23 protein-coding genes are annotated in these 24,071 nt (G+C 33.6%); 11 read left to right on the forward strand and 12 right to left on the reverse strand.

Annotated features, from left to right (window positions below; translation table 11 throughout):
* The first annotated feature begins 143 nt into the window (after positions 1-143).
* The 5 genes from pyk to AA81_RS12405 are packed head-to-tail and all read left to right on the forward strand — an operon-like array spanning position 144 to position 5,754.
* Positions 144-1,580, forward strand: a complete 1,437-nt coding sequence (pyk, locus tag AA81_RS12385) for a pyruvate kinase (protein WP_103899206.1) — start codon at positions 144-146, stop codon at positions 1,578-1,580.
* Positions 1,581-1,624: 44 nt separating this feature from the next.
* Positions 1,625-3,037, forward strand: coding sequence for an ATP-dependent protease ATPase subunit HslU (gene hslU / locus AA81_RS12390; RefSeq protein ID WP_103899207.1), 1,413 nt, complete (start codon positions 1,625-1,627; stop codon positions 3,035-3,037).
* 60 nt (positions 3,038-3,097) lie between these two features.
* Entirely contained in the window at positions 3,098-3,532 is a 435-nt protein-coding gene (locus AA81_RS12395) for an NAD(P)-binding protein (protein ID WP_103078240.1), read from the forward strand.
* Positions 3,525-4,205 (forward strand): potassium channel family protein, encoded by a 681-nt coding sequence (locus AA81_RS12400; RefSeq protein ID WP_103078241.1) that lies wholly within the window; start codon positions 3,525-3,527, stop codon positions 4,203-4,205. Before AA81_RS12395 ends, AA81_RS12400 begins: the two co-directional genes overlap by 8 nt.
* 4 nt (positions 4,206-4,209) lie before the next feature.
* Positions 4,210-5,754 carry a TrkH family potassium uptake protein gene (locus tag AA81_RS12405; RefSeq protein WP_103899208.1) on the forward strand — a complete coding sequence of 515 codons (1,545 nt, stop codon included), beginning with the start codon at positions 4,210-4,212 and terminating at the stop codon, positions 5,752-5,754.
* Positions 5,755-5,858: 104 nt separating this feature from the next.
* Here the strand turns inward: AA81_RS12405 and AA81_RS12410 are convergent, their stop codons facing one another.
* From AA81_RS12410 to AA81_RS12460, 11 genes are all read right to left on the reverse strand, one after another.
* Positions 5,859-6,689: a carbohydrate ABC transporter permease gene (locus tag AA81_RS12410; protein WP_103078243.1), complete on the reverse strand. Its 831-nt coding sequence runs from the start codon at positions 6,687-6,689 to the stop codon at positions 5,859-5,861.
* A complete protein-coding gene (locus AA81_RS12415; RefSeq protein ID WP_103078244.1) occupies positions 6,689-7,612 on the reverse strand; it encodes a carbohydrate ABC transporter permease in 924 nt (307 codons plus the stop codon). Before AA81_RS12415 ends, AA81_RS12410 begins: the two co-directional genes overlap by 1 nt.
* Positions 7,613-7,692: 80 nt before the next feature.
* Positions 7,693-8,940 carry an extracellular solute-binding protein gene (locus tag AA81_RS12420; RefSeq protein ID WP_103899209.1) on the reverse strand — a complete coding sequence of 416 codons (1,248 nt, stop codon included), beginning with the start codon at positions 8,938-8,940 and terminating at the stop codon, positions 7,693-7,695.
* Positions 8,941-8,985: 45 nt separating this feature from the next.
* Positions 8,986-10,167 carry an ROK family transcriptional regulator gene (locus AA81_RS12425; protein WP_103899210.1) on the reverse strand — a complete coding sequence of 394 codons (1,182 nt, stop codon included), beginning with the start codon at positions 10,165-10,167 and terminating at the stop codon, positions 8,986-8,988.
* A gap of 428 nt (positions 10,168-10,595) precedes the next feature.
* Positions 10,596-11,567, reverse strand: a complete 972-nt coding sequence (locus AA81_RS12430; protein WP_103078246.1) for a sensor histidine kinase — start codon at positions 11,565-11,567, stop codon at positions 10,596-10,598.
* Between the two features lie 2 nt (positions 11,568-11,569).
* On the reverse strand, positions 11,570-12,262 hold the full coding sequence (locus tag AA81_RS12435; RefSeq protein WP_103078247.1) for a response regulator transcription factor: 693 nt from the start codon (positions 12,260-12,262) through the stop codon (positions 11,570-11,572).
* Positions 12,263-12,276: 14 nt separating this feature from the next.
* A complete protein-coding gene (gene phoU, locus AA81_RS12440; protein ID WP_103899211.1) occupies positions 12,277-12,939 on the reverse strand; it encodes a phosphate signaling complex protein PhoU in 663 nt (220 codons plus the stop codon).
* 58 nt (positions 12,940-12,997) lie between these two features.
* Positions 12,998-13,765, reverse strand: a complete 768-nt coding sequence (gene pstB, locus AA81_RS12445) for a phosphate ABC transporter ATP-binding protein PstB (RefSeq protein WP_103078249.1) — start codon at positions 13,763-13,765, stop codon at positions 12,998-13,000.
* A complete protein-coding gene (gene pstA, locus AA81_RS12450; protein WP_103078250.1) occupies positions 13,762-14,610 on the reverse strand; it encodes a phosphate ABC transporter permease PstA in 849 nt (282 codons plus the stop codon). The genes pstB and pstA overlap by 4 nt, the downstream gene beginning before the upstream one ends.
* Complete coding sequence (locus AA81_RS12455) at positions 14,598-15,425, reverse strand: PstC family ABC transporter permease (RefSeq protein WP_169926272.1); 828 nt, start codon at positions 15,423-15,425, stop codon at positions 14,598-14,600. Before AA81_RS12455 ends, pstA begins: the two co-directional genes overlap by 13 nt.
* A 70-nt stretch (positions 15,426-15,495) precedes the next feature.
* Positions 15,496-16,320 carry a phosphate ABC transporter substrate-binding protein PstS family protein gene (locus tag AA81_RS12460; RefSeq protein ID WP_103078252.1) on the reverse strand — a complete coding sequence of 275 codons (825 nt, stop codon included), beginning with the start codon at positions 16,318-16,320 and terminating at the stop codon, positions 15,496-15,498.
* 274 nt (positions 16,321-16,594) lie between these two features.
* Here AA81_RS12460 and AA81_RS12465 point away from each other — a divergent pair, with 274 nt between their 5' ends.
* The 3 genes from AA81_RS12465 to AA81_RS12475 are packed head-to-tail and all read left to right on the forward strand — an operon-like array spanning position 16,595 to position 19,421.
* A complete protein-coding gene (locus AA81_RS12465; protein WP_103899212.1) occupies positions 16,595-18,736 on the forward strand; it encodes a RelA/SpoT family protein in 2,142 nt (713 codons plus the stop codon).
* Position 18,737: 1 nt separating this feature from the next.
* Positions 18,738-19,190, forward strand: a complete 453-nt coding sequence (gene dtd / locus AA81_RS12470; protein WP_103899213.1) for a D-aminoacyl-tRNA deacylase — start codon at positions 18,738-18,740, stop codon at positions 19,188-19,190.
* A gap of 33 nt (positions 19,191-19,223) precedes the next feature.
* Positions 19,224-19,421 (forward strand): hypothetical protein, encoded by a 198-nt coding sequence (locus AA81_RS12475; protein ID WP_103899214.1) that lies wholly within the window; start codon positions 19,224-19,226, stop codon positions 19,419-19,421.
* On the opposite strand, the gene AA81_RS12480 is transcribed toward AA81_RS12475, so the two are convergent.
* The gene (locus tag AA81_RS12480) at positions 19,408-20,490 is read right to left on the reverse strand and encodes a YfbR-like 5'-deoxynucleotidase (protein ID WP_103899215.1); all 1,083 of its coding nucleotides are present in this window, start codon (positions 20,488-20,490) and stop codon (positions 19,408-19,410) included. The genes AA81_RS12475 and AA81_RS12480 overlap by 14 nt on opposite strands.
* Before the next feature lie 307 nt (positions 20,491-20,797).
* Between AA81_RS12480 and dxr the strand changes: the two genes are divergently transcribed.
* From dxr to AA81_RS12495, 3 genes are all read left to right on the forward strand, one after another.
* Positions 20,798-21,955: a 1-deoxy-D-xylulose-5-phosphate reductoisomerase gene (dxr, locus tag AA81_RS12485; RefSeq protein ID WP_103899216.1), complete on the forward strand. Its 1,158-nt coding sequence runs from the start codon at positions 20,798-20,800 to the stop codon at positions 21,953-21,955.
* Positions 21,952-23,499, forward strand: coding sequence for a site-2 protease family protein (locus AA81_RS12490; RefSeq protein WP_103899217.1), 1,548 nt, complete (start codon positions 21,952-21,954; stop codon positions 23,497-23,499). The genes dxr and AA81_RS12490 overlap by 4 nt, the downstream gene beginning before the upstream one ends.
* Positions 23,500-23,512: 13 nt before the next feature.
* A partial coding sequence (locus AA81_RS12495) for a flavodoxin-dependent (E)-4-hydroxy-3-methylbut-2-enyl-diphosphate synthase (RefSeq protein ID WP_146050396.1) occupies positions 23,513-24,071 on the forward strand: 559 nt, incomplete at its 3' end.

Here is a 24,071-nt window from a genome sequence, read left to right on the forward strand (position 1 = left end):
ATGGAGATTGTGAAGCTGGCGGGGGTTTTATCATAGGGCATTCAAGGGGTAAACCCCTTGAAAATTCCTAAGGCATGGAATCTAAAAAAGATGCAATTTGGGAAGAAACACCCAAAAGTTCCGCATTTTTTAGGAGGATAGTTATGAACGAAAAAACAGAAAATAAAAAGACGAGAATCGTTTGCACAATTGGTCCAGCCACACAAGATGAAACAATGATAAAAAAATTAATAAACGCTGGAATGAATGTAGCAAGATTGAATACTTCTCACGACACTATTGCTGATCATGAGAAGCGAGTAAATCTAATAAAGAAGATACGGAAAGAGATGAACATACCTTTTGCTATTTTACTTGATTTAGAAGGTCCTAAGATTCGAACGGGTAGATTTGAGACAGATGAAGTAGTCTTGGAAGAAGATCAAAAATTTATTTTGACAACCGAGGAGATCGTTGGCAATAAAGAAAAGGTGAGTATAAATTATAAAGAATTACCTAAAGAAGTTAAAAAGGGAGATTCTATTCTTCTTGATGATGGAAAAATACGACTTGTAGTCATTAGCAGCAACGAAAAAGAGATTGTAACAAAAGTTGTAACAGGTGGCAGTATCACTCACAGAAGAGGGATAAACGTTCCTGGAATAGATATAAGTTTGCCACCTTTAACAGAAAAAGATATGAAGTATCTGAACAAGGCTGTAGAATGGAACGTAGATTATATAGCTCAATCTTTTGTTAGAAAAGCTGAAGATATTACCAGAACAAGGAGAATTTTAACAGAATTGGGCATGCCAGATCTCCCCATAATTGCTAAAATTGAGACATTACAAGCTCTAGATAACCTTGAATCGATCATAGAAGAAGCTGATGGAGTGATGGTTGCAAGAGGAGATTTAGGCGTTGAAGCACCTGTTGAACAAATTCCTTTGCTTCAAAAAAGAATTATAGAGATTGCAAACACCATGGCAAAGCCTGCTATAACAGCAACTCAAATGCTTGAAAGTATGGTTAATAATCCGTTCCCTACAAGAGCAGAGGCAACTGATATAGCCAATGCTATATTAGATGGGACGGATGCAGTTATGTTATCTGAAGAAACCTCGATTGGGAAATACCCTGAGCAAGCTGTCAAAGTTATGTCCAATGTGGCAAATGAAACTGAAAAAATGTTAGAAGAGTACTATTATAAATTTGATTATTCAACATATGGTGGAGGAGACCCTGCTACCAATTCGATAACGATGTCTGCAATAAAAATTGCCGAGCAATTAGGCATTGAAGTTATAGTTGCGACCACTTATAGCGGGTATACGGCAAGAGCTCTTTCCAGATTCAGAAGAAATATGAAAATAGTTGCAGCTTCCCCAAGAATAACTACTTATCATCGATTAGCGTTAGTTTGGGGAGTAACTCCTGTTATTATGCAAAAATTTACTGACACGGATAATATGTTGGAGAGCGTTAGCAATATCGTGAAATCTTTAAATTTTGCTGTATCAGGAGAGAATATCATAGTAACGGCTGGAATTCCCTATGGTTTTTCCAGTAAAACCAATCTTTTAAAGGTTCATGAGGTATGATATAATTGGTACATTAGTAAAAATTTATTTTTGAGGTGATTTTTATGAATAAAATAGATGAATTAACTCCAAAAAAAGTTGTAGAAAAATTGGATAATTATATAATCGGTCAAAAGGAAGCAAAGAAGCAGGTTGCTATCGCTTTGAGAAACAGGATTAGACGGTTGGCGCTACAAGAAGATATTCGAAAAGATGTAATACCAAAAAATATTCTAATGATAGGTTCTACAGGTGTTGGAAAAACAGAAATTGCCAGAAGGTTGGCAGAGGTTGCTAATGCACCATTTGTGAAAGTGGAAGCCACAAGGTTTACCGAAGTTGGATATGTTGGGAAAAATGTAGAAAGTATGGTTAGAGAATTGGTTGATTCTTCAGTTAACATGGTAAAGAAGGAAATGATGGAAGAAGTTAAAGGTAAAGCTCAAAAACTTGTAGAAGAAAGGATAGTAGAAGCACTTGTGCCTTCAAAGAAAAAAACAAAGGCTCAACCTTCATTTATGGACGTTATGCAACTTTTCAATCAAAATGCTGAATATTCCCAAAATAAGGGATATGATGAAAAAGAAGACGAAAACATTCGAAGAAGAAGAGAGGAACTGTTGGAAAAATTAAGAAATGGGGAATTAGAAGATGTAGAAATAGAAATAGAAGTTGAGGAACAATCTACCCCAATGTTTGCTGGATTGGGACCTGAACTTGAAGACATGGGCATTCAGTTTGGAGAAATGTTTCAAAATCTTATGCCTAAGAAGAAAAAAAGAAGGAGAATGAAGATTTCTGAAGCGCGAAAAGTTTTGGAACCTATTGAATCCGAGAAGTTGATCGATCAAGATAAATTGATACAGGAAGGAATAAGTAGAGCCGAAAATAGTGGCATAATTTTCATTGATGAAATCGATAAAGTTACATCCACTGGAGGATCCGCGTCAGGGCCAGATGTATCTAGAGAAGGTGTTCAGAGAGATTTGTTACCAATAGTTGAAGGAACAACTGTTGTAACAAAGTATGGTTCCATTAGCACTGATTATATATTGTTTATAGCTGCTGGTGCGTTTAGTGAGGCTAAGCCTTCGGATCTGATTCCTGAGCTTCAAGGAAGATTCCCAATTAGAGCGGAATTATCAGATTTGACAAAGGAAGACTTTATTAGAATACTAACCCAGCCAAAAAATGCAATACTAAAACAGTATCAGTACTTACTTCAAACCGATGGGGTGAAAATTGAGTTCACTGAAAATGGCGTTGAAAGAATGGCAGATATTGCCTTTGAGTTGAATGAAAAAGTTGAAAATATTGGGGCAAGAAGACTTTATACAGTAGTCGAAAAAGTTCTTGAAGAGGTTTCTTTTGAAGCACCTGCATCAGGAGAGTGGGAATTGAAAATAGATAGCAATTATGTAGACCTACGGTTGGGTAAGGTATATGGTGATGAAGATCTCAGAGAATATATTCTTTGATGGACAGTGTTGAGCTAATAAATTGCATATTTCAATAATATTTTTTGGAAGTGAGAATATATGCGCATAAATGGTTCCAAACTCATAATTATAATAGGTTGTGGAAGGTTGGGTTCTGAACTAGCTTTGAAATTAAGTAAAGCTTACAATGTAGTAGTTCTTGATAAAGAAGAATCGTCTTTTGAAAGATTATCGAAAAGAAATTTTACAGGTTTCACAAGAGTTATTGATACAAGCGATATGGCCGCATTAAAAGATGTGAATATTGAAAAAGCTCACATGGTTTATATTGTAACCCCCGACGACAATTTAAATTTTATGTTGGCCTACGGGATTAAAAAATTAAATTCGGGAGTAAGAATAGCCGCAAGGGTGAATGATCCTTTGAAGAAATCAATTTTTATAAAGGCAGGATTGAATTTATTTTGTCCCATAGAGGATTCGGTAATGGATTTGGTTGAGGAATTGGAAAAGGAAGTAGTTAAATATGAATAGAATTTTTTATATCATAGAGGGAAAGATATTAGCCTATTCTTTAGCCAAAAAATTACTCTTATTGGGTAATCAAGTTTACTATGTCAGCAAAAATAACGAAAATCTGGAGATTTTAGATGGATTAAAGGTAAATTTTCCTGCTCTTGAACTTGTTAAGCAAGATCCTACCGATATCAAATGGATAGAAAATTTAGATCTAAACAAAAAAGTAGAAGCCTTAATAATAATCTCTGAGGATGATGCATTGAATTTTGTTGTATCTTGGTTGTTGAGAGAATATTATGAAGATATAAAGATAATATCTTTAGTCAATGCAACAGAAAACGAAACTATTTTCAAAGGTATTAATGTCGAAACACTGGTACCAATTTCTTGGATGCAAAAATTAATTGAATCTTCTTTGATTCATGAAGATATTACAGATTTCTTCAACCCCTATGTGGAAAAGTTATCCATTTTGGAACTTACTATACTTGAAGATGATAAAGCCGTAAATAAAAAACTTAAGGAATTAAATATACCTCAGAATTCAATAATCGGAGTATTGATAAGAGAAGATGGAGATATAATGGTTCCTCAAGGTGAAACAACCATTTATAAGGGGGATAGGCTGATCGTTTTGGCGCTAAAAGAACAAGTGAACGAAGTGAAAGAAACGTTAAAATCGAGGTGATCTAGTGCCTTCTTACAAATATTTTTTAAAACTAAGGTATAAAACAATTTTTCGAAATACGGGAAATATTATAATAGGTCTTTCTGTTTTGATATTTATAGTGGGTTCTACTGCTTTTATTTATGATTCTTTTAGAGATTTTCTACCATTTTTGATTACAGGGATATTATCCTTTCTTACCGGGGAAATATTTAGGTATATGGGAAGAGGAGAAAAAAGAAAAGAATTAAACACACAGGATGCTGTCGTCACTGTTTTTTTTGTTTGGACGGTCGCAATTTTTCTTTCTTCTTTGCCTTTTATTTTTTCTGGAGAATTGAATTTTTCACAGGCAGTATTTGAATCGACAAGTGGATGGACAACGACAGGGCTTACGATGTTTTCTGATGTGGAAGTCCTACCCCTCTCTATCTTAATATGGAGATCGGTGATGCAATTTATTGGTGGGGCTGGTTTTGCTATAATTACTGTAATCATTGCTGGTACCATGGGGGTTGGTATATATCAAGCAGAAGGAAGAAGTGACAATTTAGTTCCGAATTTGAGAGAATCGGCTAGGATAATTCTTAGAATTTATTTAAGTTGGGCGGTTATAGGTGTTTTGCTTTTGATGTTTGTAGGAAAACTTTCTTTTTTTGACGCCTTTAACCATACATTAACTGGCTTGGCTACGGGAGGATTTTCCACAAAAAATTTTAGTATAGGTTCTTTTGGTAGTTTGAAGGTAGAAATAATTATCATGTTGCTAATGATTATGGGCGGAACTGGCTTTGGAGTCCATTATGCTGGTTTATTAATGATTAGAAATTTTATTAGGAATCGCAGAGACTACCGGTCCAAAAAAATTTCGTTACTTGAATTAAGAGAAAAAATCAAATCTGAGCCTTTTTTAAAAAACCCCGAAATTAAGACCATGTTCATAATTTTAGTTATTTCTTTTTTGTTGCTTTTTGCTTTTACAACAGTTGAAATGTACGGAGTGGGAGATGGTTTAGTTCATTCCGCATTTCAGAGTATTTCAGCTTTAACAGGCACTGGTTTTTCAACAGTAGCTTTTTCACATTGGAATTATTTCGGATTGTTAATTGTGACAATATTGATGATCTTAGGTGGAATGATGGATTCCACATCAGGTGGTTTAAAATTATTCAGGGTTTATATTGCTTTCAAATTGATAATTAACCAGATCAAAGAATTTTTTAAACCCTCTGGAACCACTTTTTACATAGAAGTATATAAAGGGGTATCAAGAAAGAAAATTGATCTAAACTCAATAAAAAATGTTTTAGTGGTTTTTACAATGTATTTTATTACCTATTTTATCGGCGTTTTTATATTGTTGGCTTATGGGTATCCACTTCATAATGCTTTATTTGAGTATGCTTCAACTTTATCTGCTGTTGGACTTTCCACAGGTATTACTTCGAGTCAAGCTCCCGTAGGAGTGATTTGGACGCAAACATTAGGAATGTATTTAGGGCGTTTGGAATTTTTTGTCATTATAAATGCAATTATAAAATTGTTTAAAGATTTGAGAGATATTATTTAAAAAAATAATCTTTAATACCTGAACGACCTTTTGTTTTTCATACACAAAAAACAAATTTAGGAAAGTAAAGAAATACCCGCCATCTATAATTAGGCGGGTTTATACTATCCCTTAACCGAACCGGCGAGTAAACCTCTTACAAAATACCTTCCCAATATGATGTAAACTATAAGTGTAGGTAGGGCAGCGATTAACGCTCCTGCCATTTGAACGTTCCATTGGACGACTTGACTGCCAGCCAAATTGACTAAAGCTACCGTTATTGGTTGTTTCGTCGGGTCACTGGTTATCGTTACTGCAAACAAAAACTCGTTCCATATATTTGTGAATTGCCATATTATAACGACTACGAACCCTGGTATTGATATAGGTAAGAGTATCTTTGTATAGGATTGCCATATGCTTGCACCATCCACAGATGATGCTTCCACTAATTCGTTTGGAATTTCCTCATAGTAATTTTTAAACATTAAGGTGGTAATCGGTATTCCGTATATAACATGGGTTATTATCAATGCGGGTATCGTACCATATAAACCTATTGCTTGAAAGAACTGTATCAGTGGAAATAATACACTTTGATAAGGTATGAACATCCCAAATAATATTAGGGCAAAAACAATATTTGAATATTTGAACCTTAATTTTGAAAGAGCAAAACCATTTATTGAACCAATTATTGCAGATATTAGAGTAGCCGGTATCGTAAGGTAAAAACTGTTTTTTAGATTCGGTCCTAATCTTGCAAATGCCTCTTTGAATCCCTCAAAAGATAACTTGCTTGGAAGTTTCCACATATTTGATATAGAAACTTCTTCAAATGGTTTAAAAGAGGTGCTTAGAGTAACATAAAAAGGCAGAACATAAAATATGGTGAATAAAGCTAGTATAATATAATAAATTGTGAGTGAAGTTTTATTGGTTTTTTCTGCCATTATCTTTCCCCCCTAAAAGAGCTATAAAGATAAGGGATTATAACCGCAGCTACCATTACCAACATTATTATTGCAATGGCTGATGCGATAGCGTATCTGTTGGATCTAAACATCTGTTCAAACATATAAACAGCAGGCATATCGGTAACGTTGTTAGGTCCACTTCCAGTCATGGCGTATATTAAATCGAATATCTTCAGAGACATGTGTCCTATTACTATCATGGCACTAAGTGTAATTGGTCTGAGCATAGGCATCTTTATTCTCCAAAATAATTGAGTACCTGTTGCACCGTCTACTTGTGCTGCTTCTATCATCTCTTCAGGAATAGCTCTAAGCCCGGCTAAATACATTGCCATTACGTATCCTGACATCTGCCAGGTTGCTGCTATTACCACTGGTATCAACGCTAAATTGAATTTTCCTATCGATTGGGTACTCGTGTACCACATCCATTGTAAGTTTGTCCATCCAAGGTTTTCAAGTAATAAATTAATTCCTTGTGGGGAAGTTGGTATGTTCCCAGGAGCGAATATCCAACCCCAAACCGTACCTGTTACAACAAAAGAAATTGCCATTGGGAATAAAAATAGGTTTTGAAAAAAACTCGATCCTTTTAATTTCTTGTCAATAATATTGGCTAAAAATATACCGAGTATTATACATCCTGCTAGAAAAAATAGGGTAAAAAATAATGTGTTCCATAAATCTGTTTGAAATCTGGGGTCCATGAATAACCTTTGATAGTTTCTCATTCCAACAAATTCGTATTCTCCACTCAATAATGAGGAAAAACTATTCCAGTTGGAGGTTGATGTTCTTATCGTTAAAAAAATGAAATAGTAAACAAATATCCCTAGGAAAGCTAAAGATGGTAGGATTATAAAAAATCCCGCTCTTGCCTTTTTCTTTTGAACCGACATTTATATCTCTCCTTATCGATTAGGTAGGGTATATCGAAAATCTCGGCCCAGAAAGGGCCGAGATTAAGTTATTTTAGGTGTTAATCTGTGAGTAGATTTACGTCTTCAGCAGCCCATAATATCATTTGTTTTGCTTGGTTAACGTTTTTAGTAGTTACTAAGTTGTTAACGGCATCATTGAATGACGTGACAAATGCTTCAGGCGCTGCAGAACCGTGAACGATGGATGGTGAAATGATGAGAGTTCTGAAATCTTCTGCTGTTTCTATCAAGTATGGATCGTCTCCTGGATCTGCGTCAATTCTTGCTGGGACGGAACCTTTAATTGGATTAAATACTGATTGAGCCCTTGTGGAAGCCAAGTATTCCAAAAAGATTAGTGCATTTTCTCTATGTGGGGCATTCTTTGGTAACCCGAAGGTATCGGATACTAGTACAAATACAGCTTGTGTACCAGGTAGTTCAAACCACCCAAAATCCTCGCCAGGGATCCAACCTAAGGTTTTGAAGTATCCTTCTGCCCAGTCACCCATTAAGTTGAAAACGGCTTTGTCTTCATACAACAATCTTGAAGCATCTTGCCATGCTAAAGCTGCGTGATCTACGTTAACGTAATCCATAAGTTGTACCATTTTCTCTAATGCACTATCAAGCCTTTCATCGTTGAAAGATAGTTCGCCGTTAAATAAGGCGTTGTAATTTACAGCTCCAAATTCGGCTACCATGAGATTCTCAACAAGTTGACCTGCAGGCCATTTGTTTTTATCTCCTAAAGCAAGTGGAGTATAACCAGCGGCTTTTGCTTTTTCTAAAGCGTTTATGAATTCATTCCATGTCTCTGGTTCTTTAGTTAAACCTATTTCGTTAAATAATTTCTTGTTGTAGAACACAACGTTGCTTCTATGGACCGTCAGAGGAATGGAATAAACTTCACCTTGATAACTTACTATGTCTATTAGACCTTCAGGAAATTTATCGTATACTCCCCAAGCTTTTAAATATTCTGTTAAAGGTTCCATGAGTCCTGGTATTACGTATGTATCTGTTAACTCCCAACCAGCATGTACTTGGAATGTGTCGGGTGGGTTTCCACCAAGCATTCTTGTTTTTAATACCGCTTTGGCGTTAGTCCCTGCTCCACCGGCAACCGTTGCGTTGATTACTTCAATATCTGGATATAATTCATTAAAATCTTCAAGGGTTGCTAAAAGCGCTTCTTCTTCTCCTCCACCAGTCCACCAACTGAATATCTCTACCTGCCCACTTTGGGCAAAAATCATGGTGAAGCTTAATACACTTAGAAGTACTATACCTACTAACTTTCTCATACTATGCTACCTCCTTTTTGAGAATTTACACTGTATTTGAAAACTTTAAAAATCTCTTTTTTGTTTGAAATTGTTATAAGATATGTTTTTGTCATTGTTTAGCAAAAACTGATAGGGAGAAGATACGATATGTTCGATAGCAATTGAGGCTGCACCTGACAAAATAGCATCTTCTTTCTTTGAAGCAACTAAAATTTGTGGGATTTCATCCGAAAAGGTGTATTGAGCAACTATTCTTTTTATTTCCCTAATAACTGAATATCCCGTTTTTAAAATTCTTCCACCTACAATTACCGCTTCCGGATCGACTGTATTTACAAGGTTCACTATTCCTAAGGCTAAAAATTTGTTGATATCATCCAAAGTTTTTTTAATTTCTTCAGACTTTTTTGATTCGTTTAGAATTATCTCTAAAGGTAAGTTAAATTCATCTGCCAACCTTGATAAACCTCCGAAACTTTCCAAAGGCATTAAATCTCCAGTTATGACTGTATGACCTATTTCACCAGCGGAGTTAAAAGTACCCGAATATAGCTTCCCATTTATAACAATTCCTGCTCCAATTCCAGAATCTCCTACAATAAATACATAATTGTTAAATTTTTTCCCATGTCCAAACCACTTTTCACCTAAAACAGCACCGTTTGCATCATTTTCTAGCCAAATTGTTTTTTCATAGTGTTCTTCTAGCTGTTCCACAAGTGGGTAATCTTTGAGTAAGGGAAAAGGATGAACTGATCGTAAAATTCTTTTTTGGCTATCTATCAATCCAGGCATAGCGATACCAATACCCTTAATTTTATTGAAGTCGACTTTTGTGTTATTGATCAATTCGTCAATTATTAAAATTAGGTTTTTTAAAACATCAGTCGGTCTTCCATATGAATTTATTTCTTTTTCAATACTCTTAATTTTTTTGCCCTTAAAATTAAATATTCCTGCACGTACTATGTTTACCCCAAATTCAATACCTATAACATAAAAAGCGTCTTCTTTGATTTTTATCAGTTTTCTCTTTCTACCTAATTTGCCATCGATGGTACCGACTTCTTCTACTAAATCCTTGGAGATTAATTCATTCACAATATTTGTTATAGTGGCGTTTGTTAGACCTGTTATATCTGATATTTCTGATCTTGTGCTCGTTCCTTTCGAGTTCAATAATTCTAAAACTACTGTTCTGTTACGTTCTTTAACTAATTCAATATTATATGTTTTATTTGCCATCAGTTAACTCCTTTGCTTTTTATTTATATTAGATTCAGAGACCCTAAAACTTGATTAATAGCGCCCTATTGCCCCGCTCCCCACCCTGAAGGATAAAGAGAACCGTGTCACTTTACTATGCAGCCCGTCCTCTCTACTTTTAATTAAAATACATTTTTTTATAAATGTCAAGTCTGGTTATGAGTGTTTAAACACAATTATTACCATTTAAAAGCAATTATTTGAGAAAATCTAAAGAAATCTTACTTTTATTTATTTAAAAAAATTTTACTCCAATATATTTATTGTTTAATACTTGAACGAAGTTGTTGTTTTCATATCAAAACACCAAGTAAAACCATTCAATATAATTACATACAGTATAAATTTTAAAAAATATAGATTGATAAATTCTTTGAAGTTGTTTGTGCAGTAATTAGGAGTTAAAGTTACCTGTAGAAAACCACTTTAAATGTTGTACCAACCATCCATTTTGATTCAAATTCAATTTTATAATTTGCTAATTCGCATAAATATTTAACCACCGCTAGGCCTAAACCGGATCCTTTGGCATAATTATTTGCTTCAGCACCACGATAGAATCTTTCAAAAATTCTTTTTTGTTCTTCTTCTCTTATACCTATACCTTCATCTTTTATTATGAGTTGTTCGCTGAGAAAATTAATGTATATGTCAGAATTATCGTAAGAATATTTAATTGCATTGGAAAGCAAATTTCTAAAGATTGTGTAAAGTACAAACTTGTCACTTTTTATAGATTGAATTTGACAATTGAAGTGTAGCTTTACGGATTTTTCTTGTATTTTTTCATAAAGGTCTTTCACTATTTCGTTGTATAGAGTAGTTGGATTTATCAATTCTTTTTTTAATTCGTATTCACCAAATTCTGCTTTTGAAAGAAGGGTTAATTGAGAAATAATATTTTCTATTCTGTCGAGAGATTCTTCGATTTTAGTAACTTGTTTGGTAAATTGATTGTCTTTCATGAAGTCTTTGAGTATTTGAGTATTCCCTTTAGCAATGGTGAGAGGGGTTCTGAGTTCATGGGAAACTGAGGTTATGAAATCTTCTTTCACTTTTTTTAATAATTCAAATTCAGTTTTGTCTTGCAATATTAGAAGTTGATATTCTTTTTTGAATGTGAGCTTGCAAAATTTACTGTATCCTTCAAAGAAATATATATTTGTTTCTATTTCAAAGTCTTCATTATTCAATATATGCTTTGCAAGCTGATCGATTTCATTGAAACTTATGGTGTTCAATAATTCTTTGTGTTTCACAAAACCCCAAGCTTTGGCAGTCTCATTTACATTAAGGATGTTTGTTTTATTTTCTAATTGTAATACTGCGTCTTCCAAAGAATCGAATATGTTAAAGTCAAATGAGTTAGCATTTTTCATCTTTATTTCTCACCGTTGTTATCTACCGTATAAGCGTTTTTATTGAATTTGTATCCTACGTTTCTAATAGTTTTAATCCAATTTTTCCCTATTTTTGATCTGATCATGCTTATATGTACATCTATAACCCTATCTGTAATAAATTCGTCTCCAAACCAAATTTTATCTATAATTTCTTCTCTTGTGTAGACTTTTTCTGAATTTCTAGCTAATAGATCGAGTATTTCGAACTCTTTTGAGGTCAATTCAATATTTTTTCCTTCATATCTTACTGAATAATTGTTTGAATATATTTCCATGGGTCCAAAAACCATTTTATTTTCAGATTTTTTGATTCTTTTTAATAATGCTCTAACCCTCGCTGTAACTTCTCTAGGATTGAAAGGTTTAGTAATATAATCGTCTGCTCCTGATTCGATTCCTAAAATTTTTTCTCCATCTGTATTTTTTGCAGAAATGATTATGATACCTATTTCTCTATTCAATGCACGAACTTTTGGCAATTCATTAACTGCGTCTCCATCAGGTAACATCAAATCTAATAAGATTATGTCAATGTTTGATTCTTTATTCAAAACGTTCCTCATTTGAGATAAAGTACCGGCTTCAAAGATTTCTAAATCTTCTAATCGAAGATAAGTTTTTAGTATATCTCGTATATCTTCATCATCTTCAACAATAAGAACCTTAGGCATGAGAAAGCCTCCGTTTATAGATAGTCTTCGATTTCCTTACCTGTTTCTATGTAAACTATTTCTTCACAAAGATTTGTGGCGTGATCAGCGATTCTTTCAATGTCTCTTGCCAATAATACATAGGGAATAACAAGTTCTTTGTTAAAAGTTTCATCTTGTAATTTTTTCACAGCAATTTGTCTAAGTTGATTTTCTAGCTCGTCCACTTCATCATCTCTTTTCCAAATTTTCACAGCTTCTTCAATGTTTCTTTCTCCGAATGCTTTATATGAGTCCTTTATCATCTCTAGGGATATACCGAACATCTTTTTTATTTCTTTAGTATTTACTATGTCTTTTAGATCAATATGCGCATAGATTTTAGTTTTTTCAGCAATATTGCAAGAAAGATCACCTATTCTTTCAAGATTGTTTGCGAACTTTATCATTGTTACTGCGTATCGTAGTTCTTTGGCTAAAGGACGAAATCTCGCTACGATTTGATAGACTGACTCTTCAATTTGGCGGTTTAAATCATCTATTTGATCATCTGCTTTTAAGACTTTTTCGGCTAATTCAAGGTTTTTATCTTCTAACGCTTTAATCGAATTTTCAAACGATCTTAGGACGGACGTTAAAAGCTTGGATATTTCACTTGTTAATCGTGTCATTTCCCCTTCAAAATGTGTGTAGTCCATTTATTTCACTCCCTATTTGCTTGATGTACTTTTTGTTGTGTGGTTATCTATTCAATTTTTAGCTAATTCTACCATTTAGATAATCTTCTGTCAATTGTTTTTTTGGGCTTTTTATAATGTCTTCTGTTTTTCCCGATTCTATGAGCTCTCCTTGAAACATAAAATACATATAATCTGAAATTCTAATAGCTTGGGCTAGGTTATGTGTAACAATAATTATAGTATAATTTTCGGATAAATGTTCTACTAAATTTTCAATTTTTTGTGTAGCTATAGGGTCTAGGGCGGATGTAGGCTCGTCTAATAGAATTATTTCAGGATCAATAGCGATGGCCCTAGCAATACACAAACGTTGTTGTTGTCCCCCAGAAAGTGAACTCGCTGGTTTGTCAAGTTCATCTTTTACTTCATCCCATAGCGCAGCTCTTTTTAAAGCTGTTTCAACGATTGCATCCATTCTTCTTCCGTTTCTTGTTGTGTGCAACTTTAAACCAAATGCAATGTTTTCATAAATAGTCATAGGAAAAGGTATTGGTTTTTGAAAAACCATTCCTATTTTTTTCCTCAACAACGATAAATCAATATTATTTTCATATATGTTTTTGTCCTCAAATATTATTTCGCCATTGGTTCTATATCCAGGAATTTCATCGTTGATTCTATTTATACTTCTCAACAAAGTAGATTTCCCACATCCTGAAGGACCAATTATTGCGCTGACTTTCTTTTTTTTAATTTCCATATTTATATCTTTTAAAGCTTGTTTTTGATCGTACCAACCATTAAAATTTTTAATTTCTATTGCAATTTCTTTTTCTGTGTTCAACTTTTTTGTTTTCCTCCTCTTATTTTAAATGCTATCGAGTATATCACTAAAATAAGTATTATTAAGAATGCGGATGTTGCTTTTGCCATCCATTGCGCACTTTCTCCATATGCCATGGTTATAAAATATATATGAGTTGGGAGAGTCATAACAGGATCAAGTAAAGAATTTGGTAACTGAGTTGAATAGAAAACTGCACCAGTCAATAATACAGGAGCGGTTTCTCCAATAACCCTTCCTGCACCAATCAATATGGCGGTTATTATTCTATTTCTTGCTGCTGGAAAGAGTATTTTGTAAATAGTTTCCGTTTTTTTTGCTCCTAAAGCATAGGCTGATTCTCTCAGCTCTCTTGGTAGAGAAGCAAGGGCTTCTTTTACTGATGAGGATATTACAGGTAAAGTCATTATAGATAAAGTTAAACTTCCACTTAGAAGAGATGTTCCAAATCCTAGAGTTATCGAAAAAAGAGCTAATCCAAACAATCCGTAGACAACAGAAGGAACACCAGATAAAGAGGTAACGGATATGTCAATTATTCTTCCTAATCTTGATTTTGATCCATATTCTGAAAGGAAGGTACCAGTGAGAACTCCTATTGGAATGGAAAATAATAGAATGAAAAATATCATCAAAAAACTTCCCAATATTGCCGGTCCTATTCCACCGGCTGTCATTCCTTGACTGGGGTATTCTATGAAAAAAGAAGGATTAAAATATCTTGCACCATCTACTATAACTATTACAATTATTGACAATATTATACCAAACGCAATATAACTTATGATTCTAAAAATTAATGATATAATAGAATCTATTCCCGTTTGCTGTTTCAACTTTTCCAACTCCTCGTTACTCTTCTAGATATCATTGTTAGAATAAAAGATATCATTAGCAAAATTAAACCTGCTGTAAACAATGCAGAGTAGTGTGTACTTCCTATGGGTACTTCCCCCATCTCGCTTGCTATAGCAGCGGTCAAAGGTCTAACTGGATCCCATATTGATTTGGGAATTATGGCAGCTCCTCCGGCTACCATTAATACAACAATAGTTTCCCCTATAATTCTATTTATAGTAAGAATTATTGAATTCAAAATTCCTGATAGTGCAGCTTTGCTTACTATTCTAAATCCGGCGGTGAACCTGCTTGCCCCCAAAGCTAAAGCGCTTTCCTTTAGACTGATATCAACTGATGATAATGCTTCCTGCATAAGTGAAGCGGCGTATGGTAGGGATAAAATAGATAGCCCAATTGCTGCTAATAGTAAATTACCTGTGGACCAAGCACCAAAATTCATTAGGATAGGTGAAATATAAATGAATAAGAATGATCCTATTATAACAGTTGGGATTCCGGATAGCAAATCTATCGCTGATTTTATAATTCTTTGTTCTGTGTTTGTGGCATAATCGTACAAGAAAAATGCAATTATATACCCTATGGGTATAACTATAATAGAAGCGAAGCCAGTTAATATAAAAGAATCCGCTATCATAGCTAACATGCCATATTCTGGTGGATCATATGTTGGATACCAATACTTACTTGTAAAAATTTCAGCCCCAACTTCTGTCAGGGCTGGAATAGCGTCTCTGATGATAAAAATGAATAGACCGATTAATGCCAAAATTCCCACCATTGCGACAACTGTGATTATACTTTGATTTACGATATTTTTTAAATCTCGTCTATTCACAAATAAAACACTCCTTTTAAAAGATAATCTTTTAAAATCCGTATGCTGCTACATATCCAGCTTGTTCAACTAATTCTTGACCTCGTTTTGATAGTCCAAATGTTAAATATTGTTTAACTGGTCCGGTTTGAGGGTAACCATTTGTCGCATCAACAAACATGTACAATGGTCTTGAAATTGGATAAACAGAATTTAAAATATTCATTTTTGTTGGTTGTACACCTTCGACTGATAAAACCTTTACGTCTTCGGTCACATAACCTACGCCTGTATAAGCTATAGCATATGAGTTTTGAGCAACTGCTTGTACTTCTGCGTGGGTTGATTCTAACATTTGAACCGTTGGGGCCATTCTTTCACCCTCTAAAACTTTTTCTACGAATGTTTCGTAAGTCCCTGAGGCTGTGTTTCTTGAATATACAACTATCCTTTGGTTTGGTAAATTTGGATTCAATTGGCTCCATCTTGTAATTTCGCCAGTGTAAATACTTGCCAATTCTTCTATGGTGATTTCATCTATTCCAAGATTTGGATTGACTATAACGGCTATTCCATCGTATCCTAAAACAATTGGAATGAAGTATTTTCCTTCTTCATGCATTTGTTCTAATTCCGATTCTTTAAGCCATCTACTTGAGTCAGCTATGTCTGTTGTTCCGTTGAATAAAGCTGCAATACCGGTTGAAGATCCCGCACCCTCCAATGTAATTGTTAAATTGGGATACATATCTTTTAACTCTTCAATCCATAGTTGTGCTACTGGAAAGATCGTGTTTGAACCTTTTATAACTAGTGTTTCTGCAAAACTGAAAAGGGCTATGCCTACCAAAACTAACGTTAATAATACTTTCTTCACAATAATTCCCTCCTTAATTTAAGTTTTCGATGTAATTATAGCACCCTTTTTTTTGGATAAAATCAAGTGATGTTAAGAAATATTAAGGAGGTACTTTCATTAATATTTAATCATACTTGATGAACCTAAAAAATGAAATTGTTATTACATTTTGATAAATTTTTTTGTCTTTAATTCTTTTCAATATTTCAGAAATTTGTGCTATAATTATATTGTACCTTAATTTACAAGACCTAATTGAGCTTTTTTAGGAAACTTTAAGAGGTGTTTGATTATGTTGATTGAATCGAAAAGTTATGAGAAAGAGGTTGAAAAACTATTAAATGTTAGGCTTACCAAAAGAGAAAAAGAACTAATAAGAGCAGCTTATGATTTAGCTGAAATTGCTCATAGTGGTCAGTATAGAGATTCTGGTGAGGAATTTTTTGAGCATCCAAAAAGTGTTGGATTGATACTCGCCGGTTTAAAAATGGATGTCGATACGATAATAGCAGGTCTTTTGCACGATGTAGTTGAAGATTGTGGGGTTTCAATAGATAAAATAAAGGATCTTTTTGGTATCGATGTTGCAAATATAGTTTCAGGGGTCACCAAGATCAGTAATCTAAAGCTCAATGAACGACTAAACGAAAAAGACATGAAATCTTTGGAGAAAGTTGAGACTATCAGAAAGATGCTTTTTGCTATGTCCGAGGACATAAGAGTCATAATCGTTAAATTGGCTGATAGATTACATAATATGAGAACTTTAGAATTTGTCGATAGGAAAAAGCAAATAGCAAAAGCAGATGAAACTCTAAAAATATACGCCCCCATTGCTCATAGATTGGGGATTTATAAGATTAAGGAAGAGTTGGAGGATTTATCCTTTCGGTTTTTGTATCCTGATACGTATTTTGATTTAAAGACGAAAATCGAGGAAAAATTAAGACTTGGACAAAATCGGTTGGACGAATACGCGCAGATTATTAAACAAGAGCTTGATAATCAAAAAATCAAAGCAATGGTTGAAGGACGTTCTAAACATTTATATAGTATATGGGATAAGATGATTCGAAAAGGTAAAACTTTAGATGAAATCTATGATTACATTGCTCTTAGAATAATTACTGAAGATCAGAATAAATGTTACGCTGCTTTGGGAATAATTCATTCTATTTGGTCCCCTATTCCAGGAAGAATAAAAGATTATATTGCAACACCTAAATTCAATGGCTACAAATCTCTACATACTACTGTTATAACCCATAAAGGAGATCCATTAGAAATCCAAATTCGAGATTGGAAAATGCATGAAGAAGCCGAATACGGTTTGGCTGCTCATTGGGTTTATAAAGAGGGTGTTAGTCCTGAAAAATTGAAATTTCTCAATGATTTGATGGAGTTGCATAGATATATAGCTCAAAATGCTTTTGAATTGAAAGATATCGAAACGAACCTTCTCTCAAAAGAAATTTTTGTATTTACACCCAAAGGAGAAATAATTCATTTACCCAGAGGTGCGACACCTATTGATTTTGCTTTCGCTATTCATACTGAGGTTGGTAATCATTTTTCCGGTGCCAAAGTCAATAGTAAATTAGTCCCTATCTCACACAAATTGCAGACTGGCGATATAGTAGAGATACTAATCAACAGGAATTTTCAAGGGCCTAGCATTGATTGGTTAAAATATGCCCAGTCGCCTAAGACCATATCAAAGATCAAAAAATATTACCGACAAAAAAACGAAGTAGAGTTAATAGAAAGAGGGAGGGACAAGTTTAGAGAGCTTTCTAAAAAACTTAATTTTTCCATGGATGAAATTCTTGAAAAGTTGAAAGAAATTGGATTTTACATTAAATACAACATAAAAAGTGACGAAGAATTTTTTATAAAATTATCTTTAGAAGATATCAGTATTAATACGATTAGAAATATTTTCACCTTAAGCGAAAAAGAAGAAGAAAAAATGGTCCCTACAGTTGAAAAATCTATTTCGAATAGAAAAGGTATCTCCGTTCTTGTTGACGGTGAAGAGGGAGTTGAAAGCTATTTTGCAAAATGTTGTATGCCTGTTCCAGGAGATGAAATTATAGGTGTGATAACTCGAAGAGGAATCGGTATACATAGAAAAGATTGTAATAATATTCAGGATATCGATGAAAGTAAAAAGGTAACTGTTGAGTGGAACGAATACAATCAAAATAAATTTTCCACCGTATTATTGATAGATGTGGAAAGTAAAAATGTTTTAAATAACGTTAGAAACGTTATAAATAATGAAGGTGGACATATAGAAAAATTCGAAATGAGAAATAATTCTAATTACCTTAACCTTAGAATATATCTATCCGTTCAGAATTTAAAACATCTGAGTCTTTTAAGTAATAAATTGAAAAATTCTAAGGGTGTTTATTCTGTTAGGAGGGTATAATTTGAGAGCCGTAGTTCAAAGAGTTACACAAGCAACCGTAGTCGTTGATAATAAGATTGTTTCCCAAATAGAAAAAGGACTTCTTGTTTTCTTGGGCATTTCAAAGAATGATCGAGAATCAGATATTAATTGGATGGCTGATAAGATAGTAAATTTGAGAATTTTTGAGGACAGCCAAAACAAAATGAACAGTTCTTTATTAGATGTTAATGGCGAGGTACTTGTTGTGTCTCAATTTACTTTATACGGTGACTGTAGAAAAGGGAGAAGACCATCTTTCACCGATTCCGCAAATCCTAGTAAGGCTAGGGTTCTTTACGATAAGTTTCTTTCATACCTTAAAGAAAAATACCCTATAAATGTTCAACAAGGTGAGTTTCAAGCTCATATGAAAGTAAATATTATCAACGACGGTCCAGTGACTTTACTTTTAGATTCTCAAAAGCTGTTTTGAATTTAATAAATATCATTTGATCGGAGGGATTTTATGAAAGAGTTAGAAGTTACCGTTTTCGTCTACAACGAAGATCCATTTGAAGCTCACATTTCATCTGAAGGTGTAGAATCAGGAGTTAATCAATCTAATGTGCATAAAATATATTTAGGTTACGAAAAACCTCAAAAAGGTGTTGTTGTAAAATTCAAACTACCTAACGGTGAGAAAAAATACGTTAGGGGTGAATAGTTGACTCTATCTCTTTTATAATTTCACTAATATCAATTGGAGAGAATTGTAATATCTCACTTTTTATAGATTCAAAGGTATCTATAAAATATTTATTTTGGTTTCCTGTACTTATTTCTAGGGAGCACTCTATTAGTGCAGCTACCAAATCAGATGTTTTCACGTATGCTCCATAATTATTTTCAAATGGGGCATATATATATTTTTCAAATTTTATAAACTTCTCTTTAAGTATACTTTTATGGTTGTACCAATCTTTAATGAAGTCTTTTTCTATTTCTCCAATTATTTCTTCTAATCCGCTTACTTTTCTTTTAGTTGGGCTTATCACGTCACCTGTAAATGCTTCAGGCAAATCATGTAGTATTGAAGCAATCATAATATCGTAAATTTCTTTCATTTGTAAATTAGCTTTTAGAGCTAAAAGGTAAGAGATTAAAAAAACGAAAAAGGTATGTGAAGCTACAGAACTTTTGATATTTCTATGATTTTTGTTCCATCTTATCATAGTTACCAGTCTGGTTGATTTTTCTAATAATTCATTTGCTAATTCTTCTATTTCTTTTTTATCTTGTATATCCATATTTTTTATTTTCGTTTGGTTTTTTATTTTAGGTTCTTTGTAATATTCGGGAAAGACTCTTTCGTTAATACTGGCTTCTTTTTGGGCGACAAGGAGGTTTATCATCCTTACTTTCTTTTCAGTTTCTTCATCAAAAGTATAATGAATTAATAGTTTTGGGCTAATATTGCTATCAAAATTTGATTCTACTTCTTTATAGGTTTTGTTAATCACTTCATCCCAAAGTTTTTTGCCTTTTTCTTCAATTTTGCTTTTGGTAGCCAATGATATGTCTGATAATACTATTTTAGGAATCGCTTCATATATTTTGTTGTGCAGTATTTTTACCAATTTTTCTGCTGAATCGTCAGAAAATACAAATAAACTTAAAAGAAGATTGTTGTATATGTTGTCAGATTCGCTAAATCTTACAATTGCAGGATTATTATTCCATCTGTAAACTGTAAACAAATTAGAACTTTCTAAAAGAAAATTGCCAATGTTCATTCAATCACCTTCTTAATTTCTTAATTAATTCAATATTTTATTTTCTTTAGATACTCTAAAATCTACTTTAGCGCCCTTTCACCCGTGCGTTAAGGGGTAAACCCCTTAAAAACCCCAAATTCAAGATCAAAATCATTTGAAAACATGGTTTGCATACTACGGCAAAAAAATAAAAGAATTTTCATCCATAGTGTTCAAATTTTGTATTTCTTAATTATTTTAACACATTTTTTAATTCATGATTATTTGAAATGATGGTATAATTTATTATGTGCTTAGAACAGTGGAAAGAGAAAGGGGTTTATAAGTGAAAAGTATTTTCATAGCCGGCATTTCTGGATCGATTGGTCAACAAGCTTTAGAAGTATTAAATAGCGGTTGGTTTAAAGACAACTTCAAGATTGTAGGGGGTTCCGTTTATAAAAGTTGGGATAAATTGAAAGAAGCAATTAATAAAAACAATTTGATTAGTGTTGGGATAGTTGAAAATAATGAAAATATTCCTAAAACTTTTAATGGATGTCGAGTTTTTACTGGTGTAGATGCTGTTGAAAGGAGCATGGAGTTTTGTAATCCTGATTATTCTCTAATTGCTACTTCTGGTTTTTCTGGTGTTAAAAACACCTTAAAGGCTATCGAGGTTTCCCAACGAATATGTTTGGCAAATAAGGAATCGATTGTGTGTGGTGGCAATTATGTTTTGGATTATGCTACCAATCTAAAAAAAGAGATAATTCCAATTGATAGTGAACATAGTGCAATATTTCAACTTTTAATGGGAGAATCCTCGACCCCTGAAAAAATTATATTAACGGCTAGCGGTGGTGCTTTAAGAGATTACCCTGTTGAAGCCCTTGAAAATGTTTCAGTGAAGGAAGTGTTGAACCATCCTGTTTGGTCGATGGGAAAAAGAATAACCGTTGATTCAGCCTCGATGGTAAATAAGTCTCTCGAATTATTTGAAGCTTATTATTTATTCAAAATAAACAATATCGAGGTAGCCATTAATAGAAACAGTAGAATTCATTCTATGGTTCAATTTTCTGATGGAGTAATTAAGATGCATTATGGAGTAGCTGATATGAAAATTCCAATAGCTTTTTCGATTTCTTATCCGGAACGGAATTTTGTTTTTGAAAAACCTGATTTATTTTCGGAGAAGATACGGTTCGAAAGAGTAGATTTTGATAAGTATCCCTCTTTGAAATTAGCTTATAGCATTCTTGGGAATGCCCCTTTACAGAATTCATTTAATGCTGCCGATGAGATTGCAGTGGATAGTTTTTTAAACGGTCTAATTAAATTTGGAGATATTTATCGTATTATATACAAAACGGTAAATGAGATGCAAATTCAGTTTTCATTTGCCAATAGCTTGAGTTTTAATAATTATAATGATATACTTAAAGTGGATAAAATCAGTAGAAATATAGCGAAAAAATATATTATGGAGGTTACCGAATGACCGTTCTATTATCAATTATTTGGTTTTTGATTATTATATCCGTTATTGTAGTTGTTCATGAATTTGGGCATTTTATTTTTGCAAAAATTTTCAAGACGAGAGTGGAGGAGTTCTCTATTGGATTTGGACCCGCATTATTCAAAATTCCAGGTAAAGAAACTACCTTTCGATTCAATATTGTTCCTTTGGGTGGCTATGTAAGATTGGCTGGTGAAGAGGTATTAGAAGAGGGTTACGAGGATACTGATCCTGCACTGTTTTACAATAAGAAACCTTTTCAGAAATTTTTGATTGCTTTTGCAGGACCTTTGTTTTCTTTTCTTTTAGGTTATTTCCTTTTTGTGGGAATAGCTGGTGCTTACGGTTTTCCAGAGGTAATGGTTGAAAGAGTTGGAAGAGACAGCATCGCTCTCCAAGCAGGTCTTGAACCAGGTGATATCATTAAAAAAGCAAATGGTGATTATGTATTTAATCCATCTATTTTAGAGTTGGAAATAGCTTCTGGGAAACCATTAGAGTTAACTGTTATAAGAAATGGGGAAGAAGTAAATGTTACATTAAACCCTGAACTTACCAATGAGAGGGCAATTTTTACTTTACAAGGAATCGAAGATACGGAATTTCTCACTTTGAAAAATAAAGAAATTGTTTCACTAAATGGTGAAGAAGATTTATATATAGTTATGAGTCGGCTGGAAAGTGGTGATCCGATAGAGATACAGTTAGAAGATGGAACTATTATTGAAGGTAAATTGTCTCAATATTCGTATTTCCCACCTACGTATGAGACAGGTATTGTGTATGCTACTTTTTCAAATGTTATCGCAGAAGGGGGACTTCCTCATGGCAACAGCGGAAGCAATGCTTTTCAACCGGGAGATAAAATAATCGAAATTAACGGAGTAGACATTAATAATGGGTCTGATTTGCAAAATGTAATTTATCGAACCCAATTGAATACAGGAGAATTAATGTTCGCTGTTTCTGGTAAAGAAATTATTAATGAATATAAGCCTTTTAAAGATAATACACTTGAGGTGCTAGTAGAGAGAAACGGACAAACAATTATTATTAATTTATCCAAAGAAGAATTTTTAGATTTCATAGTTCAACCGGGAGTTTTAGAGGCGCCCTACGAAAATTGGCATCCCAAAGGTGTTGAGGCTCTTACTGTTCCAATTCAATGGGCAAATAATTTAATCTCATTAACATTCAGATCTTTTGGACAGTTATTCACTGGAAGGATGAGTGCCGATCAAATAGCCGGTCCCGTTGGAGCAGCTGCTATAATAGGGCAGGCAGCGATGGTAGGGTTCGATGCTATTTTAAATTTAACCGCTTTGATAACTATCAGTTTAGGAGTTTTTAATTTGATTCCGATCCCCGGTTTAGATGGTGGCAGAATCGTTTTTTCCATTTACGAAATGATAACTAGAAAAAGGGTAAGTCCAAAAGTCGAGGCGATAGTGAATACAATAGGATTTTTATTCTTAATATTTCTGATGATCTTCGTCACTTATAACGATATAATGAGATTTTTCTAATGAGGTGTCCTAAATGTTCTCACAAAAAGTAGTAGATGTTGGTGGGGTTAAAATTGGTGGGAAGTACCCCATCGTTATTCAAAGTATGACGAATACAGATACAACACATGTTGAGAAGACTCTGCTTCAAATTGAACGATTGAAAAACTCTGGTGCACAGATTGTAAGGGTATCAGTGAGAAGTAAGGATGACATTCAACCTTTTGGTGAGATCGTAAAGAAATCTCAAGTACCTTTAGTTGCAGATATTCATTTTGATTACAGGTTAGCAATAGAATCTATTAAGGCTGGTGCTTCGAAAGTTAGAATAAACCCAGGCAATATTGGTTCAGATGTTAAAGTACGAGAAATAGTTAAAGTTGCTAAGGAGTACAACGTCCCGGTAAGAGTCGGATCTAATTCTGGTTCGATAGCCAAAGAATTTTCAGATTTACCCAGACATAAAGCGTTGGCTGAAAGTGCTTTAAAAGAAGTTAGATTATTAGAAAAAGAAGGTTTTTACGATATTGTCGTCTCTGTCAAATCTGTTGATGCAAAAGAAACTTTTGTTGCCAATCAATATCTTTCGCAGT

It is taken from the genome of Petrotoga halophila DSM 16923 (genome assembly GCF_002924615.1).

Excerpts from the sequence above, each read along its gene's own strand:
- AA81_RS12415 (WP_103078244.1), bottom strand. The coding sequence starts at position 7,612 with ATGTCGGTTCAAAAGAAAAAGGCAAGAGCGGGATTTTTTATAATCCTA.
- AA81_RS12395 (WP_103078240.1), top strand. The coding sequence starts at position 3,098 with ATGCGCATAAATGGTTCCAAACTCATAATTATAATAGGTTGTGGAAGG.
- AA81_RS12465 (WP_103899212.1), top strand. The coding sequence starts at position 16,595 with ATGTTGATTGAATCGAAAAGTTATGAGAAAGAGGTTGAAAAACTATTA.
- hslU (WP_103899207.1), top strand. The coding sequence starts at position 1,625 with ATGAATAAAATAGATGAATTAACTCCAAAAAAAGTTGTAGAAAAATTG.
- AA81_RS12475 (WP_103899214.1), top strand. The coding sequence starts at position 19,224 with ATGAAAGAGTTAGAAGTTACCGTTTTCGTCTACAACGAAGATCCATTT.
- pyk (WP_103899206.1), top strand. The coding sequence starts at position 144 with ATGAACGAAAAAACAGAAAATAAAAAGACGAGAATCGTTTGCACAATT.
- AA81_RS12400 (WP_103078241.1), top strand. The coding sequence starts at position 3,525 with ATGAATAGAATTTTTTATATCATAGAGGGAAAGATATTAGCCTATTCT.
- phoU (WP_103899211.1), bottom strand. The coding sequence starts at position 12,939 with ATGGACTACACACATTTTGAAGGGGAAATGACACGATTAACAAGTGAA.
- AA81_RS12420 (WP_103899209.1), bottom strand. The coding sequence starts at position 8,940 with ATGAGAAAGTTAGTAGGTATAGTACTTCTAAGTGTATTAAGCTTCACC.
- AA81_RS12480 (WP_103899215.1), bottom strand. The coding sequence starts at position 20,490 with ATGAACATTGGCAATTTTCTTTTAGAAAGTTCTAATTTGTTTACAGTT.
- AA81_RS12425 (WP_103899210.1), bottom strand. The coding sequence starts at position 10,167 with ATGGCAAATAAAACATATAATATTGAATTAGTTAAAGAACGTAACAGA.
- AA81_RS12490 (WP_103899217.1), top strand. The coding sequence starts at position 21,952 with ATGACCGTTCTATTATCAATTATTTGGTTTTTGATTATTATATCCGTT.
- AA81_RS12410 (WP_103078243.1), bottom strand. The coding sequence starts at position 6,689 with ATGGCAGAAAAAACCAATAAAACTTCACTCACAATTTATTATATTATA.
- AA81_RS12430 (WP_103078246.1), bottom strand. The coding sequence starts at position 11,567 with ATGAAAAATGCTAACTCATTTGACTTTAACATATTCGATTCTTTGGAA.
- AA81_RS12435 (WP_103078247.1), bottom strand. The coding sequence starts at position 12,262 with ATGCCTAAGGTTCTTATTGTTGAAGATGATGAAGATATACGAGATATA.